The sequence below is a fragment of the Streptomyces sp. NPDC005408 genome (genome assembly GCF_040606445.1).
Lineage (GTDB): Bacteria > Actinomycetota > Actinomycetes > Streptomycetales > Streptomycetaceae > Streptomyces.
The window spans coordinates 21,798-37,996 of sequence record NZ_JBEXEX010000009.1; the positions used below are offsets into that span (position 1 = coordinate 21,798).

17 protein-coding genes and 1 pseudogene are annotated in these 16,199 nt (G+C 69.8%); 5 read left to right on the plus strand and 13 right to left on the minus strand.

Annotated features, from left to right (window positions below):
* Window positions 1–22 precede the first annotated feature (22 nt).
* Window positions 23–196 carry a hypothetical protein gene (locus tag ABZS64_RS11645; RefSeq protein ID WP_355826663.1) on the minus strand — a complete coding sequence of 58 codons (174 nt, stop codon included), beginning with the start codon at window positions 194–196 and terminating at the stop codon, window positions 23–25.
* A gap of 96 nt (window positions 197–292) precedes the next feature.
* On the opposite strand from ABZS64_RS11645, the pseudogene ABZS64_RS11650 reads away from it, so the two are divergent.
* The 4 genes and pseudogenes from ABZS64_RS11650 to ABZS64_RS11665 all read left to right on the plus strand — a co-directional run bounded on the left by ABZS64_RS11650 (window position 293) and on the right by ABZS64_RS11665 (window position 3,996).
* Window positions 293–1,202 (plus strand): annotated as a pseudogene (locus ABZS64_RS11650) (DMT family transporter).
* Between the two features lie 202 nt (window positions 1,203–1,404).
* Window positions 1,405–1,827 carry a DUF485 domain-containing protein gene (locus ABZS64_RS11655; protein ID WP_355826666.1) on the plus strand — a complete coding sequence of 141 codons (423 nt, stop codon included), beginning with the start codon at window positions 1,405–1,407 and terminating at the stop codon, window positions 1,825–1,827.
* A complete protein-coding gene (locus tag ABZS64_RS11660) occupies window positions 1,824–3,440 on the plus strand; it encodes a cation acetate symporter (RefSeq protein WP_355826669.1) in 1,617 nt (538 codons plus the stop codon). Before ABZS64_RS11655 ends, ABZS64_RS11660 begins: the two co-directional genes overlap by 4 nt.
* Before the next feature lie 46 nt (window positions 3,441–3,486).
* Entirely contained in the window at window positions 3,487–3,996 is a 510-nt protein-coding gene (locus tag ABZS64_RS11665; protein ID WP_355826672.1) for an SRPBCC family protein, read from the plus strand.
* 15 nt (window positions 3,997–4,011) lie between these two features.
* Here ABZS64_RS11665 and ABZS64_RS11670 read toward each other — a convergent pair whose 3' ends face one another.
* The 8 genes from ABZS64_RS11670 to ABZS64_RS11705 all read right to left on the minus strand — a co-directional run bounded on the left by ABZS64_RS11670 (window position 4,012) and on the right by ABZS64_RS11705 (window position 10,953).
* On the minus strand, window positions 4,012–4,926 hold the full coding sequence (locus ABZS64_RS11670; RefSeq protein ID WP_355826675.1) for a LysR substrate-binding domain-containing protein: 915 nt from the start codon (window positions 4,924–4,926) through the stop codon (window positions 4,012–4,014).
* A 23-nt stretch (window positions 4,927–4,949) separates the two neighbouring features.
* Window positions 4,950–6,131, minus strand: coding sequence for a glycine C-acetyltransferase (locus ABZS64_RS11675; protein WP_355826678.1), 1,182 nt, complete (start codon window positions 6,129–6,131; stop codon window positions 4,950–4,952).
* Window positions 6,132–6,173: 42 nt separating this feature from the next.
* Entirely contained in the window at window positions 6,174–7,202 is a 1,029-nt protein-coding gene (gene tdh, locus ABZS64_RS11680; RefSeq protein ID WP_355826681.1) for an L-threonine 3-dehydrogenase, read from the minus strand.
* A gap of 286 nt (window positions 7,203–7,488) precedes the next feature.
* Window positions 7,489–8,010 (minus strand): response regulator, encoded by a 522-nt coding sequence (locus ABZS64_RS11685; protein WP_355826684.1) that lies wholly within the window; start codon window positions 8,008–8,010, stop codon window positions 7,489–7,491.
* 245 nt (window positions 8,011–8,255) lie between these two features.
* The gene (locus ABZS64_RS11690; protein ID WP_355826688.1) at window positions 8,256–8,750 is read right to left on the minus strand and encodes a DinB family protein; all 495 of its coding nucleotides are present in this window, start codon (window positions 8,748–8,750) and stop codon (window positions 8,256–8,258) included.
* Window positions 8,747–9,724 carry a DUF6397 family protein gene (locus tag ABZS64_RS11695; RefSeq protein ID WP_355826691.1) on the minus strand — a complete coding sequence of 326 codons (978 nt, stop codon included), beginning with the start codon at window positions 9,722–9,724 and terminating at the stop codon, window positions 8,747–8,749. Before ABZS64_RS11695 ends, ABZS64_RS11690 begins: the two co-directional genes overlap by 4 nt.
* 132 nt (window positions 9,725–9,856) lie before the next feature.
* A complete protein-coding gene (locus ABZS64_RS11700; RefSeq protein ID WP_355826694.1) occupies window positions 9,857–10,261 on the minus strand; it encodes a roadblock/LC7 domain-containing protein in 405 nt (134 codons plus the stop codon).
* An 86-nt stretch (window positions 10,262–10,347) separates the two neighbouring features.
* Window positions 10,348–10,953 (minus strand): ATP/GTP-binding protein, encoded by a 606-nt coding sequence (locus ABZS64_RS11705; RefSeq protein ID WP_355826697.1) that lies wholly within the window; start codon window positions 10,951–10,953, stop codon window positions 10,348–10,350.
* Between the two features lie 64 nt (window positions 10,954–11,017).
* Between ABZS64_RS11705 and ABZS64_RS11710 the strand changes: the two genes are divergently transcribed.
* Entirely contained in the window at window positions 11,018–11,578 is a 561-nt protein-coding gene (locus ABZS64_RS11710) for a GNAT family N-acetyltransferase (RefSeq protein WP_355826700.1), read from the plus strand.
* A 27-nt stretch (window positions 11,579–11,605) separates the two neighbouring features.
* On the opposite strand, the gene ABZS64_RS11715 is transcribed toward ABZS64_RS11710, so the two are convergent.
* From ABZS64_RS11715 to ABZS64_RS11730, 4 genes are all read right to left on the minus strand, one after another.
* Window positions 11,606–12,064, minus strand: a complete 459-nt coding sequence (locus ABZS64_RS11715) for a DUF742 domain-containing protein (RefSeq protein WP_355827079.1) — start codon at window positions 12,062–12,064, stop codon at window positions 11,606–11,608.
* A gap of 5 nt (window positions 12,065–12,069) precedes the next feature.
* The gene (locus ABZS64_RS11720; RefSeq protein WP_355826703.1) at window positions 12,070–12,492 is read right to left on the minus strand and encodes a roadblock/LC7 domain-containing protein; all 423 of its coding nucleotides are present in this window, start codon (window positions 12,490–12,492) and stop codon (window positions 12,070–12,072) included.
* Window positions 12,489–14,981, minus strand: a complete 2,493-nt coding sequence (locus tag ABZS64_RS11725; protein WP_355826706.1) for a nitrate- and nitrite sensing domain-containing protein — start codon at window positions 14,979–14,981, stop codon at window positions 12,489–12,491. The genes ABZS64_RS11720 and ABZS64_RS11725 overlap by 4 nt, the downstream gene beginning before the upstream one ends.
* Before the next feature lie 209 nt (window positions 14,982–15,190).
* The gene (locus ABZS64_RS11730; RefSeq protein WP_355826709.1) at window positions 15,191–16,060 is read right to left on the minus strand and encodes an MHYT domain-containing protein; all 870 of its coding nucleotides are present in this window, start codon (window positions 16,058–16,060) and stop codon (window positions 15,191–15,193) included.
* Between the last annotated feature and the right edge of the window lie 139 nt (window positions 16,061–16,199).

Consider the following 16,199-nt stretch of genomic DNA (forward strand, 5'->3'; position numbering starts at 1 on the left):
TCCGATCGGCGGATGCCCGGGCCTACTGCTGTGCTGCCTCCCGCAGCGCGTCGAGCAGTCCGCGCAACGCGGGCTGGGGCAGCGAGGTTTCCCGCACCGCCGCGTAGATCCCACGGACCGGCTCGGGCCTGCGGATCTTGCGCGCGGTACGGGTCGTCGAGCAGGTGTACGAGGCGGAAAGAGTTGCCCGAGGCACGCTGGTCTCCTGACGGCGGACGCCGGGCGACGAGCGACGAGCGACAGGCGAAGGAGGCGGAAGGTGTTCAGTGGCGGACGTGGAACCTTGATACGCATGGGCGTGCTCGCCCTGCTGTGGGGATCGGGATTCGCCTGGATCAAAGTGGCCCTGAACAACGGCCTGTCGCCCGTCCAGATCACCTTCGCCGCTGCGCGCTCGGCGCGCTGGTCCTGCTCGCCCTGGCCTGGTCCGCCCGCAAGCGCCTGCCGCGCGACCGGGCGACCTGGGGCCATCTCGTCGTCGCCGCCTTCTTCTGCAACGCGCTGCCCTTCGCCCTGTTCAGCATCGGCCAGCAGACAGTCGACTCGGGAGTGGCGGGCGTACTCAACGCGACAACTCCCCTGTGGTCCCTGCTGATCGGCATTGCCATCGGTACGGAACGCGGCATCCACCCGGTCCGCCTGGGCGGACTTCTGCTGGGATTCACGGGCACGATGCTGATCTTCGCCCCCTGGCAGCAGAGCGGACTCACCAGCTGGGGCGCGCTCGCCATCCTCGGCGCGGCGCTGAGCTACGCCGTCGCGTTCGCCATATGGGCCGCAAGCTCACCGGGAAGGGCACCGCCCCCATCGCCCTGTCCGCGGCCCAACTGCTCACCGCGACAGGGCTGAGCACGCTCGCCCTGCCGGCCGGCGGCATCGGATCGGTGCATTTCAGCGCGGTCGGTCTGGTCGCGGTTGTCGTCCTCGGCATATTCGGCACGGGGTTCACCTTCGCCCTCAACTACCGGCTCATTGCGGACGAGGGCGCGACCAGCGCAGCCACCGTGGGCTATCTGCTGCCTGTGGTCTCCATCGCACTCGGGGCGATCGTGCTCGACGAGGCGCTCACCGTCCGGATCGTCGCGGGCATGATCGTCGTACTCACCGGAGTCGGTCTGACGCGGTGGGCAAAGCGGACGCCTTCCCCGTCGCCGCAGGTGGCAGAGGACCGGGCGGTCGGCTCGCCGACCGCGGCCGGGTGATCATCGCCGCCGGGCGGCCGACCGCGGTCAGGGGGCCAGGACCGGGGCCGAAAGGGCCCTTTTCTCGGGTCACGAACAGGCAACTGACCGACTGGACAGTTCATGCAACAATGCACCGGCTGCCGCTACCCATGGGTAACGTGGCGCTCCCCCAGCATGCCCTGCCCCTGCCCTCCGCACAGGCATACGAGGAACCAAAGCGATGTCGCACTACCCCCCGCCGCGCTCCTATCCCGAGTTTCCCGATTACCCCAAGCAGCCGGGAAACCCGCTCCACTACTGGCAGGAGACCGCTCCCCCGGCCCCGCCCCAGCAGCCGCCGTCCGACCCCCACCGCGACGTGCGCGCCCTGAGCGCCGCATACCGCCGGCTGCGCCGGGTGGCGACCCTGACGGCCCTGGGCTACTTCGTGCTGTTCCTCATCCTTTCCGCGTATGCACCGGACCTGATGACGAGCAAGATCACCGGCGGTCTCAACATCGCCCTCCTGCTCGGCCTGATCCAGCTCCCGGTGAGCCTCATAGCCGTGGCCGCGTACGAACAGTCCGCGCGCCGCCGTGTCGATCCGCTGGCCGAAGCCGTACGTCTGAAGGCCGCACCGACCACCCAGGGAGCACGCCGATGAGCGGATTCGGCTCCGAAGCCCAGACCATGTCCTTCGTCGCCTTCATCGCGGTGACCACGGTGACCCTGCTGCTGTGCGTGATGACCGGGCCCGACCGCGACGACCTCGACGAGTTCTACACCGGCTTCCGCTCCCTGTCCCCCGTGCAGAGCGGACTTGCCATCGCGGGCGACTACATCTCCGCCGCGAGTGTGCTCGGCACCATCGGCGTCATCTCGCTGCTCGGCCAGGACGGTCTCGTACTCGCCCTGAGCACCGTGCTCTCGCTGGTACTGCTGATGTTCCTGCTGGCCGAACCACTGCGTAACGCGGGCCGGTTCACCATGGGTGACGTCCTCACGCGCCGCGAGCCCAGTTCCGCCGTACGCATCACCGCGTGCATCGTCTCGCTCATCGCCCTGTTCCCGCTGCTGATCTTCCAATTGGCCGGCGCGGGCGACCTGCTGGCCTTCGTCCTCGGCATCGACGCCGCGGGCTTCAAGACCGGCTCCATCGTGCTGCTCGGCCTGCTGATGATCATCTACGCGGCCATCGGCGGCATGAAGGGCACCGCCTTCATCCAGATCGTGAAGACCGTGGTGCTGCTCGCCGCGGCCCTCGCCATCGCCTCGCTCATCCTCAACCGCTTCGACTTCAGCATCCCCGCGCTGCTGGACGCGGCGGCACGCGGGAGCGGTGCGGGCGACGCGTATCTCGCGCCCGGGCTCCAGTTCGGCGGCGACGGCCTGGACATGATCAGCGCCCAGCTGACCGTCGTCCTGGGTGCGGCCTGCCTTCCGCACATCACGATGCGTATGTTCAGCTCCCGCAGCACGTCCGCAGTTCGGCGCTCCATGTCCTGGGCCGTGTCGACCGTTGTGGTCATGTGTGTGCTGAGCGCCATCATCGGCTTCGGCGCCGCGGCGATCGTGGGCCGTCAGCAGATCACCCTCGGTGATCCGCAGGGCAAGACCTCGATCCTGCTGGTCAGCCAGGCGATCATGGGCACCGAGGTGTCCACCTTCGAGACGCTTGTGTTCACGGCCATGGCCACGGCGATCTTCCTGACGCTGCTGGCCTCCGTCGCCGGCATCACCCTCGCCTGCGCCAACACCCTCGCCCACGACCTCATCACGCACGGACTGGGCCGCAAGCGGGCCCAGCGCGACAGGACCGAGATGATGGTGGCCCGGGGCACGGCAGCCGCCGTCGGCCTCTCCGCGATCTTCCTCGCGGCGGCCTCCCGGCATGTGAACCTGCAGGCGATGATCACCCTGTCCTTCTGCCTGGGTGCCTCGGCGGTCGCGCCCGCACTGATCTACAGCCTCTTCTGGCGCCAGTACAGCCGAACCGGGCTCCTGAGCACGCTCATCGGCGGCACGCTGAGCGTCCTGATCCTCATCACCGGGACCAACCTCGTCTCCGGTTCCCCCAGGGCGATCTTCCCCGACGCAGACTTCACCTGGTTCCCGTACACCACCACCGGCCTGGTCTCCGTCCCCGTCGGATTCCTCGCCGGCTGGCTCGGCACCGTCCTCAGCCGCCGCAACGCCGGAGCTCCCCTCCGGCACAGCGACGAGTACGACGATGTCGACGCCTCCATCCTGGCCGACGCGGTACAGACGCGGGGATGATCGCCGACGACGCTGTCCGCCCCAATCACGCATTGGAGTCGTACCCATGGCACGAACCTTCTCGGTGTCGGACAGCGTCGTCATCGACGCCGATCCCTCGACGATCTTCGCGCAGGTCAGCAATCCGGCCCTGATGGGCCGCTGGAGTCCGGAGAACCGGGGCGCGACGGTGCGCGACGGCGCCCAAGAGGCGTACGTCGGCATGGTCTTCGACGGCCACAACAAGCGCGGGCCGCTGCGCTGGACCACGCGGTGCACGGTGACGGCGGCGGATCCCGGTGAGCGCTTCGCCTTCCGGGTCCGGGCCATAGGCAGGCGCCGGCCCGTACTGCCCGGCCGGATCGCCACCTGGGAGTACCGCTTCGAGGCGGTCGACGGCGGGACGCGGGTGACCGAGACCTGGACCGACGACCGGCGTGGCTGGCCCGATGCCGTGGCCCATGCCTTCGACAGGATGGCGACCCGGGGGCATACGTTCGCCGACTTCCAGCGCCGCAACATCCGCACCACACTGGACAACTTGAAGACGGCGATGGAGGCGGCACCGACCGGCTGACCCACCGGAGCACGCTCAGTCGGTGGAGAGCCCCGCCGCGGACTTGGCCAGCGCGTCGAGCACCGGCCGGATCAGCGGGTGGGCCTCCGCGCCCCGGCGTACGGCCGCGAACACCCGACGGGTCGCGGCCGGACCCGCCACAGGCCGTACGACGGTGTCCTTCAGCTCCATCCCACGCAGGGCCGAGCGCGGCACCAGGGCCACTCCTGCGCCCGATCCCGCGAGGGCGACGACCGCGCGGAAGTCGTCGGAGGAGTGCACGAGGCGGGGCTGGAATCCGGCGAGTTCGCAGGCGAGCAGCACCATGTCGTGGCACGGGTTACCCGGATAGGGCCCGATCCAGTCGCTGTCGGAGAGCTCGGAAAGCTCGACGCGTTCGCCCGCGCCGAGGGGGTGTCCCGCGTGCAGTACGGCATCGAAGGGCTCGGCATACAGCGGCACCCGGGACAGCCGGCGGTCGTCCTCGCGGGGCGCGCCCCGGTATTCGACCGCCACGGCCAGATCCGCCTCGCCGTCGAGCACCAGCGGCAGGCTCTCGTCGCCCTCGGCGTCCCGCACGCGCACCCGGATGTCCGGGTGCCCAGCGGCGAGCTGGGCGATCGCGGGGGCGACGACCTCGGCGATGCCGGTGGCGAAGGCGGCCACGGTGACCTCGCCGGCCGCGCCGCCCGCGTAGGCCGCGAGCTCGGCCTCGGCGCGCTCGAGCTGGGCGAGCACCGTGTGGGTGTGGGCCAGCAGGATCTCCCCCGCAGCCGTCAGCCGCACCCCCTTGCCACTGCGGATCAGCAGAGCGTGGCCGGTCTCCTGCTCCAGCGCGTTGAGCTGCTGGGAGACGGCCGAGGGGGTGAGGTACAGCGCGGCGGCCGCGGCGGTCACCGTACGGTGGTCCGCCACGGCCCGCAGGATGCGCAGCCGCCGGGGATCGATCACACCGCCCATTTTGCCAGGCGAAGTCAGCCCTTCAGCGCGTCGCGTGCGTCGATGAACGCGGCGACGGCCCGCTCGACGTCCTCGGTGGAGTGCGCGGCGGAGAGCTGGACCCGGATCCTCGCCTTGCCCATGGGGACCACGGGGTACGAGAAGCCGATGACGTAGACGCCGCGCTCCAGCAGAAGTTCGGCCATCCGTCCGGCCTCGGCGGCGTCGCCGATCATGACAGGGGCGATGGCGTGGTTGCCGGGCAGGATTTCGAAGCCCGCCTCGGTCATCTTCGTACGGAACAGGGCGGTGTTCGCGTTCAGCCGCTCGCGCAGGTCCCCGGCGGACTCCAGCAGATCCAGGACCGTGAGGGATGCCGCGGCGATCACCGGGGCGAGGGAGTTGGAGAAGAGATACGGGCGGGAGCGCTGGCGCAGCAGGGCGACGATCTCGGCGCGGGCCGCGACATAGCCGCCGGAGGCGCCGCCGAGCGCCTTGCCGAGGGTGCCGGTGATGATGTCGACGCGGTCCATCACGCCGTGCAGCTCCGGGGTGCCGCGGCCGCCGGGGCCGACGAAGCCGACGGCGTGCGAGTCGTCGACCATGACCATCGCGTCGTAGCGGTCGGCGAGGTCGCAGATCTCGGCGAGGGGGGCGACATAGCCGTCCATGGAGAAGACGCCGTCGGTAACGATGAGGCGGCGACGGGCGTCCTGGGTCTCCTTGAGCTGCTGCTCCAGGTCGGCGAGGTCGCGGTTGGCGTAGCGGTGGCGGCGGGCCTTGGAAAGACGGATGCCGTCGATGATGCTGGCGTGGTTCAGGGCGTCGGAGATGACCGCGTCCTCGGGGCCGAGGAGGGTCTCGAAGACGCCGCCGTTGGCGTCGAAGCAGGAGGAGTAGAGGATCGTGTCCTCCTGGCCGAGGAACGCGGAAAGGCGCGCCTCGAGCTCCTTGTGAACGTCCTGGGTGCCGCAGATGAAGCGGACGGAGGCCATTCCGTAGCCCCAGCGGTCCAGCGCTTCCTTGGCGGCGGCGACGACCTCGGGGTGGTCGGCGAGGCCGAGGTAGTTGTTGGCGCAGAAGTTGAGGACCTCGCCCGAGGCGACCGAGACGGAGGCGCTCTGCGGGGTGCCGATGACCCGCTCGGGCTTGAAGAGACCGGCGGCGCGGATCTCGTCGAGGGTGGTACGGAGGTCGTCGCGGACGGACGCGTACATGGTGGGACTCCTTGGGAATGCTGCGGAGGCTCGGACGAGGGCTCAGACGGTCCAGTCGAGGATGATCTTGCCGCTGCGGGCAGTGGCGGCCTCGTCAAAGGCGGCGTCGAAGTCCTGGTACCCGTAGCTGCCGGTGATCACGGGGCTGAGGTCGAGCCCGCCTTCGAGCAGAACGGTCATCGCATACCAGGTCTCGAACATCTCGCGGCCGTAGATGCCCTTGATGGTGATCATCGAGGTGACGATCTTCGACCAGTCGACGGCGAACTCCTGCGCGGGCAGTCCCAGCATGGCGATGCGGCCGCCGTGGGTCATGTTGTCGACCATGTCACGCACGGCCTCGGGACGGCCGGACATCTCCAGGCCGATGTCGAAGCCCTCCTTCAGGCCGAGCTGCCGCTGGGCCTCGGCGATGTCGTGCTGGGCGACGTTCAGCGCGAGGGTGGCGCCGGCCTTGCGGGCGATCGCGAGGCGGGACTCGCTGACATCGGTGATCACGACATTGCGTGCGCCCGCGTGCCGGGCGACGGCCGCTGCCATGATGCCGATCGGGCCGGCGCCGGTGATCAGGACGTCCTCGCCGACCAGCGGGAAGGAGAGCGCGGTGTGCACGGCGTTCCCGAACGGGTCGAAGATCGCGGCGATGTCCAGGTCCACCTTCGTACGGTGCACCCACACGTTCGACGCGGGCAGCGCGACATACTCGGCGAACGCGCCGTCCCGGCCGACGCCGAGACCGATGGTGCTGCGGCACAGGTGACGGCGGCCGGCCAGACAGTTGCGGCACTTGCCGCAGACCAGATGCCCCTCGCCGCTCACCACGTCGCCCACCGCGATGTCCTGGACGTCCGAGCCGACGGCCGCGACCTCGCCGACGAACTCGTGGCCGAGGACGCGAGGCGTGCTGACGGCCTGCTGGGCCCAGCCGTCCCAGGATCTGATGTGCAGGTCGGTGCCGCAGATGCCGGTGCGCAGCACCTTGATCAGCACATCGCCCGGGCCGGTCTCCGGCTCCGGCACGTCCATGAGCCACAGGCCGGGCTCGGCATGCTGCTTGACAAGTGCCTTCATCGGGGCGGCTCCAGGCATCGTGACGGGGGACTGACCGAAGTCGGCTCGACAGCGCCGGTCGGCAGAGGTCAGTAGAGGTCGTTAGACCTGGACCAATCTGCCCATCCGTGACTTCGTAGTCCATCGAGGATTTCTTAAGCGGGCCAACAGCCCAGCTTCATGCCGGTCCGGCCATTCCGAGAGAGAACAGCCAGGACACTCAAGAACAGCACCGAAACAACACGAGCAACAACACGTTGTACGGCGAACGGGGACCGCTCAGGCCGGACGGCCCCCGCCCCGCCGGTCAGTCCATGCCGCGGATGCTGCGGGCGCGTCCCTTCGCGCCGCCGCTCTGGCGCGGTACACGCGATTCCAGGCGGTCCGGCAGATCGCCGGCGGAGGCGGCGGCCCGTCGGTCGGTGAGGGCGCTGAGCTGTGCGCGCAGGCTCTGGTTCTCCATGTACAGGTCGGCGAGCGCCCTGACCTTCGTACGCACCACCCATGGGTCCACGGGCTTGACCAGGAAGTCGGAGACCCCGAGGTCGTACGCACGGGCTGCCAGGTCGTCGTCCCTGCCCAGGCCGGTCATCAGCACGACCGGAAGATTGCGGGTGTGGTCGAGTCGCTTGAGATAGGCGAGCACCTCCAGGCCGTCCATCTGCGGCATCACCACATCGAGGATCACCACGGCGATGCCGCCGCGCAGAACCGTCTTCAGTGCTTCGTCCCCGCTGTGTGCACGTACCACCGGACGCCCCACGGGGCGTAACAGGCTCTCTATCGCGAAGAGGTTGTCCTCGCGGTCGTCCACAACCAGGATCTTCAAGGCACAACCCGCGTCCCCATTTGTGCCTCCCTCGACAGTCGGCCACATCAGCGTACGCCGCGCGAAACGGCTGGAGCAGCCCCGTCCTTGTCCTCCGGCTCCCGCGGGGCTTCGGGCGTAGGGGCAGTATGAAGCCTCGGGCGGCCTCAGGCACCAGGCGGGAACACGCCCCCTTCGTCCGGAATCGCGAACTGACCGGTCCGTAACCACAGCTGTTGCACCATCAGCCGCACTGGGCGGCGGGTTCAGGTCCCGGGATGGTCCCCTGTCGCCCCGTCCAGGAGCTCGCGCAGGATGTCCATATGGCCCGCGTGCCGTGCCGTCTCCTCCAGCATGTGGATGAGCACCCACCGCATCGAGACGGCGTCGCCGAACCACGCGGTGCCGAGGTCGTCCAGCGCCAGTTCGTCGATCGCTCTGTCCGCGGCTTCCCTGGCCCGGCCGTAGAAGGCGACGATGTCCGCCGCACTCTCGCCCGGCTCCACCCGCATATCGGCGTCGTCCTCGAGGTCCGGAAGCGGTTCCATCTCGCGTCCGAAGGTCTCGCAGAACCAGCCGTACTCCACGGCTGCGAGATGCTTCACCAGGCCCAACAGGCTCGTCCCCGACGGCGTCATGGGACGCCGCAACTGCTCCTCGTCGAGGCCATCCAGCTTCCACAGCACCACATCACGGTGCCGGTCGAGGCTGATGTGCAGGCTTTCCTTCTCGCCGCCGGTGAGGGGCACTCTTCTCGTCATGACCGAACCGTATGCGCCGGGTCCGACATCGCCTGGGCGTGTGCGTCGCCGCCACCCACAGGTCGCTCCCTCCTCAGACGCAGCCGCGCGAGCAGTCCCCGCCCGTAGGGACTGCGGCCGCTCCGGTGCACCGGCATCGGACGCGGACGCACAGGGATTTCGCGGTGCACCCGCCCGGATTCGTCCTTCGCGCCGGGCCGTGGCGCCGGACGCAGCTCGCGCGCCTCCCGCAGAGCGTGGGCCAGGCTCACCCGGTGCCAGAGGATCTCGTCGGGGTGGTCCGCCAGGAGCAGTCGCTCCACCACTTCCCTCGCGGCCGCTGACTCCGGTCGGCCCGGGACGAGTTCGGGCCGGAGCACGCGCAGGTGCGAGCGTTCGTAGGGATCGGGCACCACCTCGGCCAGTGTCGCCGAATCGAGTACCGAGGCGATCGCCGCCGCCTGCTGCCACGGGTCGTCGGTCCCGCGCAGCAGGAGTCCCAACCCCCGCCCCCGCCAGTTGCGTGCGCGCCGGTCCTCGCCGGCGTCGAGCATGGTCCGCAGCGCAGGTGGTGTTCTGCCGCTGAGGAGAGCGGGATTGGCGCGGGCGAACTCGCGCAGTTCTTCGGCCAGATAGAGCCAGACGACGGCACGGTAGCGGTTCAGATAGAACCGGATTGGCGTGAAATGGCCCGTGCGGGCGAGCCGGGTGAACCGCGCCGGGCTGATCGAGACCAGCCCCGAGCCCTCCATCGTGCCCACGGTCCGCACCCGCTCCCGCAGGGCGTCCGGGAACCCTTCGGCCTCTCGCAGCCGGTCGACCTCCTGCCGGTCGATCCTGGGCGGGCCGCCGCTCGCGCCGGGTGCGGTACGGACAAGGCCCAGCTGGACCGCGAGATCCAGCTCTCCCCGCTTGAGATCCAGCTCCTGGGCCGCCCGGCCCAGCGCCAGACTGCGCACGGCCGCGCCGGGCTTCGCTGCTTCCTTCACCGTCATGTCGGTCTCCCCCGTGAGGTGTGAATACTCTCGGTGACGACCGTAGCCGGATTCAGGCACATCACGCCCGGCCTGTGGATAACTTGGCGGCCACCCCACGGATCGAGCGCTGACAGGCCGAATTCCCCCAGCTCAGAGGGATGTTCCGCCCGGCTGCCTGACCGCGACGCCCAGATGCTCGCCGACCCGGTTCACCATCAGCGTCATCTCGTACGCGACCTGACCGACGTCGGCCTCGGCCGCGCTCAGTACGCAGAGGCAGCTTCCCTCACCGGCCGCCGTGACGAAGAGCAGCGCTTCGTCGAACTCGACCATGGTCTGCCGCGCCTTGCCCGCGCGGAAATGACGTCCGGACCCGCGCGCGAGGGAGTGCAGACCGGAGGAGACCGCGGCGAGATGTTCCGCGTCCTCCCGGGCGAGTCCCGTGCTCGCGCCCGTGACCAGACCGTCGTTGGACAGCACCAATGCGTGCCGTATGTGCTCGATCCTCTTCGTCAGGTCGTCCAGCAGCCAGTCAAGTCCCTTGTCCAGCGCCATGGTCGGTCCTCCCCGCTCGTACGTTCCCCGTTGCCCTGCGTTTGCCCGTAAGCCTTTCGTACGCACGACGACTCGGCAAGGTGCGCCTAGCCGACCGAATCGAGCAGCCGGGCAGTGTGCATTCGACCGGCATATTCGACCAGGCGTACGAGCACCTCTTTCCCGGAGTCGCGGTCTCGCACGTCGCACAGCACCACTGGTGTCCCACGGTCGAGATCGAGGGCGCGCGAGACTTCGTGCGCCCCGTAGGTGCGGGCGCCGGCGAAACAGTTGACCGCGACGACGAAGGGGATCCTGCGGTGCTCGAAGTAGTCGACAGCGGGAAAGCAGTCCACGAGGCGGCGGGTGTCGGCGAGGACCACCGCTCCCAGGGCACCCTGCGAAAGCTCGTCCCACAGGAACCAGAAGCGGTCCTGTCCGGGGGTCCCGAAGAGATAGAGGGACAGGCCGGAGCGGATGGTGATGCGCCCGAAATCCATGGCGACGGTCGTCGTGGACTTCTGGTCGACTCCCCCGGTGTCGTCGACCGTACTGCCCGCCTGACTGAGCTGTTCCTCGGTACGCAGGGGACGGATTTCACTGACCGCGCCGACCAGCGTGGTCTTGCCGACGCCGAATCCGCCGGCGACGAGTATTTTCAGCGCGAGGGCGGTGGTATCCCCGTCGGTGCTGTGAGAGCTCTCGGAAGCCATCGGTAACTTCTCTCGGGAGTGATATTCGCTGGCGGGTGGTGCGGGGTGCGTCGAGGATCGGGGCATGCCCTTCTTCCTGGAGACCGGCCGTATGGCCCTTCGCCCTCTCGGCGAGGCCGACGTGGACCATCTGCTCGGCCTCGACAACGACCCCGAGGTCATGCGTTTCATCAACGGAGGCAGGCCGACCACCCGGGAGGCGGTCCTGACCGAGTCGCTGCCGCGATTCCTCCACCACTATCCGTGCATCGGAAATCGGGGATTCTGGGCGGCCCAGGAGCGGTCCACCCATGAATTTCTGGGCTGGTTCGAACTCAAGCCGCTTGACGACCACAGCGCGGCGGAGGTCGAACTCGGATACCGCCTCGGCCGGGCCGCGTGGGGCCACGGTTATGCGACGGAGGGTGCGATCGCCCTGGTCCGCAAGGCATTCACGGAGTTCGGCGTCGAGCGGGTGACCGCGAACACGATGGCGGTCAACGCCCGTTCGCGGCGTGTGATGGAAAAGGCGGGTCTGAGCTATGTCCGGACCTTCTTCGAAGAGTGGCCGGAGTCCATCGAAGGCTCCGGGCTCGGCGATGTCGAATACGCCCTGACCAGGGCCGACTGGGAACGGGGTGCTTGAGGCCAGAGGGAGTACGCCGGACAGGACCTAGAGGGCCCTCAGTCCCTCGATCACCTCCCTGAGGATCTTCTCGTCGGGCAGTTGAGCCGGTGGTACGGGGCGGCTGACCCGGACGAATCCCGCTTCGAGCAGATCTCCGAGAAGGACCCGGACGACGCCGACCGGCAGATCGGCGTCGGCGGCTAGTTCCGCGACGGACTGGGTCTCGCAGAGGCAGAGCGTGAGCAGCGCCCGGTGTTCGGGGCCGAGCAGGGACTCCTCGGCGGGGCCGGGCGCATCCGCCGCGATGTCGACGAGCGCGATGAGGTCGAACCGCACATTGCTGGGGCCCGGCTTGGTCCGCCCGCCCGTCATCGCGTACGGACGCACCAGCGGCCCGGCATCGGCGTCGTACCACTGGCTGTCGGCGATGTCGGCCGTCTCCCGCCCGTCGGCCGCACCCAGGACATCGCCCGGCGCGTCGTTTCTGCCTCTCGCCTCGGTCATGGCAGTCACGTCGCGATGATGCGCGGCGGGGTCCGCAGGTGCTCGCCGACACGTTTGACCAGGCGGGCCATCTCATAGGCGATCAGGCCGATGTCGGCGACGACGGACGTGAGGACGGCCAGGCAGGAACCGTCACCCGCGGCCGCCACGAAGAGGAAGCCGTCGTCCATCTCGACCATCGTCTGGCGCACGCCTCCGGCGTGGAAGTGACGTCCCGCTCCCTTGGCAAGGCTGTGGAATCCGGAGGCGACGGCCGCCAGATGCTCGGCGTCCTCACGCGTCAGCGCAGTCGAAGCGCCCACCGGCAGGCCGTCGTTGGACAGCACGACCGCGTGGCGGACGTCGCGGACGCGCAGGACAAGGTCGTCCAGCAGCCAGTCGAGGTCGCCGGTGGTGGGGCGGGCTACGGCTGACTCGTACTCGGTCATGTTCTGTCTCCTTCGCTGCCGGGGGCGGCCGTTCCGGGCGCGGCTCCGCCGCCCCGGGTCCAGCCGTTGCGGTACGCCGTCATGCGGTCCCGTACCTGTTCGGGGGTGCGCTCCGGGGTGTCCTCGGTGCCTGCCGCGGCGTCCTCCGGCTCCTCGGCCGGGGGCTCTTCACGCAGCTGCGGGACGAGGTGTGCCTGCCGGACCCGGCGCGGGAGTTCGCCGTTCTCGGGCTGCGGCGGGGCCCCGCGCAGGCGCAGGGCGGTGACGCCGGGCGGCCGGGTGGGGATCTCGGGCTGGGCCGCGAGGGCGGGACGGGGGGCCGGTGCCGCTACGGGTGCGCTCTTCGTACGAGGGGCCCGCTCGGGCCGCCCGGCCGGAGCCTCGTCCGATGCCACGGCACGGCGGGAGCCGGGCGGGGCGGTCAGCGCGCTCTGCAGCAGCGAGGTGGGCAGCAGCACAACCGCGGTGGTGCCGCCGTACGGCGAGGTGCGCAGATGGACCTTGATCTCGCGGCGAGAGGCGAGCCGGCTGACGACGAAGAGGCCGAGCCGGTCGCTGTCGAAGAGGTCGAGGGCTTCGGACTCCTCCAGTCTGCGGTTGGCCTCGGCCAGGGTGTCCTTGCCCATGCCGAGGCCGCGGTCCTCGATCTCCAGGGCGTAGCCGTTGCCCACGGGCTCTCCGCTGACGCGCACCTTGGTGTGCGGCGGGGAGAACTGGGCTGCGTTCTCGACCAGTTCGGCCAGCAGATGCGTGACGTCCGCGACGGCGGCGCCGACGACCGCGCTCTCCGGGAGCTGCCGCACCTCCACGCGCGCGTAGTCCTCGATTTCGGAGACGGCGGCCCGTACGACGCTGGTCAGCGGGACGGGCATGCGCCAGGCGCGTCCGGGCGCGGCGCCGGACAGAATGATCAGGCTCTCCGCGTGCCGCCGCATACGGGTGGTCAGGTGGTCGAGACGGAAGAGGTCTCCGAGCTCGTTCGGGTCGTCGGCGCGGCGCTCCATGGTGTCCAGCAGGGTGAGCTGGCGATGGACCAGGATCTGGCTGCGACGGGCGAGATTGACGAAGACTCCGGAGATGCTTCCGGCGAGTTCGGCGCGTTCGACGGCGGCGCTCAACGCGGCGCGGTGGACGGTTCCGAGCGCCTCGCCGACCTGACCGATCTCGTCCTCTGCGGCGAGTCCCGGCGGGGCCTCGGCGTGGATGTCGATCTCTTCGCCGGTACGCAGCCTGCGCATGGCCTGCGGAAGCCTGTACCGGGCGATCCTGAGTGCGCTGTTGCGCAGGCTGATCAGTTCGACGACGAGGCCGCGGCCGATGCGTACGGAGATGACCAGCGAGGCTGCGACCGCGGCGAGTCCGAGGAGCACGCCCGCGCCCGCCGGAGTCAGGAGCCCACCCGCGACGGGATCGGCCCGGTCGGCGGCGCTGATGCGGGCGTCGTCCTCGATGGCACGCATCCCGTCGCCGACGGAAGCGTGGGCCTTGTCCCAGGCGTCGGCCGGAACGATCTGTGCCGCCTTGCGGCCCACGGGAGCTTCGAGGACCTTGTCCTCGGCCGTTTCCAGTTGCCGGTAGTCGCTCTGTGCGGCGAGTTCACGCCAGGCCGTGCGCTCGGGGCCGCGCAGATCGGTGACGGTCGATTCGGTGAGGCTTCTACGGGTCGAGACAGCCCCGGTGAACAGCCGAAGGCGCTCCGCGGCAAGGGACTTGCTGAGCTGTGCCGAGCCCAGGAGCGCGTCCTCACGGGCGAGCATTTCGCCGGCCCGGGCGAACTCCAGCAGGACGCGGGCGTCGGATCCTGGTCCTGCGTCCTGGATGCCCGTGAGCGCTCCGGAGACGCCGAAGGCGGAGGTCACGGTTGCGGTGTACTGCTCGTAGGTGGCGTCCCACGTGGCCTTGTGGTCGAGGACGGCGCTGCGCAGGGTACGCAGTTTCTCGGCGCGCGTGACGAACTGGTCGAGCCGTACCGCCACTCCGGCCGGGATTCCGCCGCCCGCCGCGACGGTCGTCGCGTCGTCGATGTGCAGCCTGCGCACCGCGTCATCGGTGTGCCGTGCTTCCTGCTGGAGTGCGGCGGCACGCTCGTCGGACGGGGCTGCGACCTGCCGTACCGCCGCACGCCGTTCGGCCTGCAGGGCGGCGACGGCGGCTGCGACCGGTTCGCGGACCTGGGCGTCGACGCGCTGCAACTGGCGTAGCCGCGACACCTCCTGGGCGGTGCTGACCGTGGCGAATCCCCAGAGGGCGAGCAGCGAGACGACGGGCACCATCAGCAGGGAGATGATCTTCGCCCGCACGGTTCGGGGGCGCGGCAGCCATCGTCCGCGGGCGCGGGTGGGGGGCACCGGTATGTCCTGCGGTTCCTGTCCGGTGTGTTCGACTGCGGGCGGCCCTGCGTGGGCCCGTCGTCCGCGGGCGGCCGGCGCTGGTGGCAGCGTGGGCGGCGGCGTCGGGTCGGCGCCCGGGATCCTGGGGGGTGTGCGCATGGCCTCCTCGTTCCGGTTACGGGGCTGGGGGTGCAGCAGCGGGCCGGCTAGGGCCTGTCGTTCGGATCTTGCCGGGCTCGCGTGCCCTGGCACGCACATCTGCTGCGTTGTCGTCAGTCGCCGACGCTCCGCGTCGGCTCCTTCCTCCGCCTTGCATCTGCACGCACCAGACCCCGCTCACTGATCCGGCCTGATCCAAAAGACAGGCCCTAGGCCGTGACGGTGGTGGTGGCGTTCGGGGCCTCGGCAGATCCGGAACCAGGCCCGGACCCGGACTCGTCATCGGCCCCGGATCCGGCTTCCAATCCGGCTTCAGATCCGGCTTCGGGCCGGGCGGCCGACGTGTAGGCGGCGCGCTCGCGTGCCGTCGGCGAGAGCGCGACGAACGCCGAGGTGACAAAGAGGTACGACCCGAGGCCGACGGCGAGGGGGAAGATGAACTGCATCGCCGTGGCCCCGGGCAGCTCGTCACCGGAAGGGACGACCTGCACGCTGACCGCGAGCATTCCGGTGTAATGCATGCTGCTGACCGCCGCTCCCATGACGAGCGACGCGACAGCGACCGCGACCGGCGACTTGATGTTCAGCGCGGCCCACAGGGCAGCGGTCGCGGCGACCACGGCGATGACGACGGAGAGCACGACGAGCAGCGGGTCGTAGTGCACCGAGCCGTGCAGCCGAAGGGCCACCATGCCCAGATAGTGCATGCTGGCCACGCCGAGCCCGGTCGTGAGCCCGCCGACCAGCAGCGCGCGGACGCGGTCACCGCCGAAGCCGACGCAGAACACTCCGGCGCCGACGACGAGCATCGCGACGAGCAGGCTGAGGATGGTCAACGGCACGTTGTAGCGGATGTCGGTGCCGCGCACGGCGAAGCCGAGCATCGCGACGAAGTGCATCGTCCAGATGCCGGTGCCGATCGCCGACGCTGCGGTGATCAGCCAGTTGCGGCGGGAGCGGCCGCTCGCGCCGAGCGCGCGCACGGTGCAGCGCAGTCCGAGGGCGGCGCCGATGACGGCCATCGCGTACGACAGCACGGGGGTCAGCAGGCCGAAGGCGGCGTGGTCCAGGTGTCCCATGGCTCAGGGACGCTAGACCCGTAGGGGGCGTGCACTGGGGGCGCATTTCGAAAGCTGATGGAATATGACAGAGAGACGTTCCAGAACGATCGTGCCGCGCTCGAACGTGTGCACCGAACGCTCGAGCGAGGCATGGGGG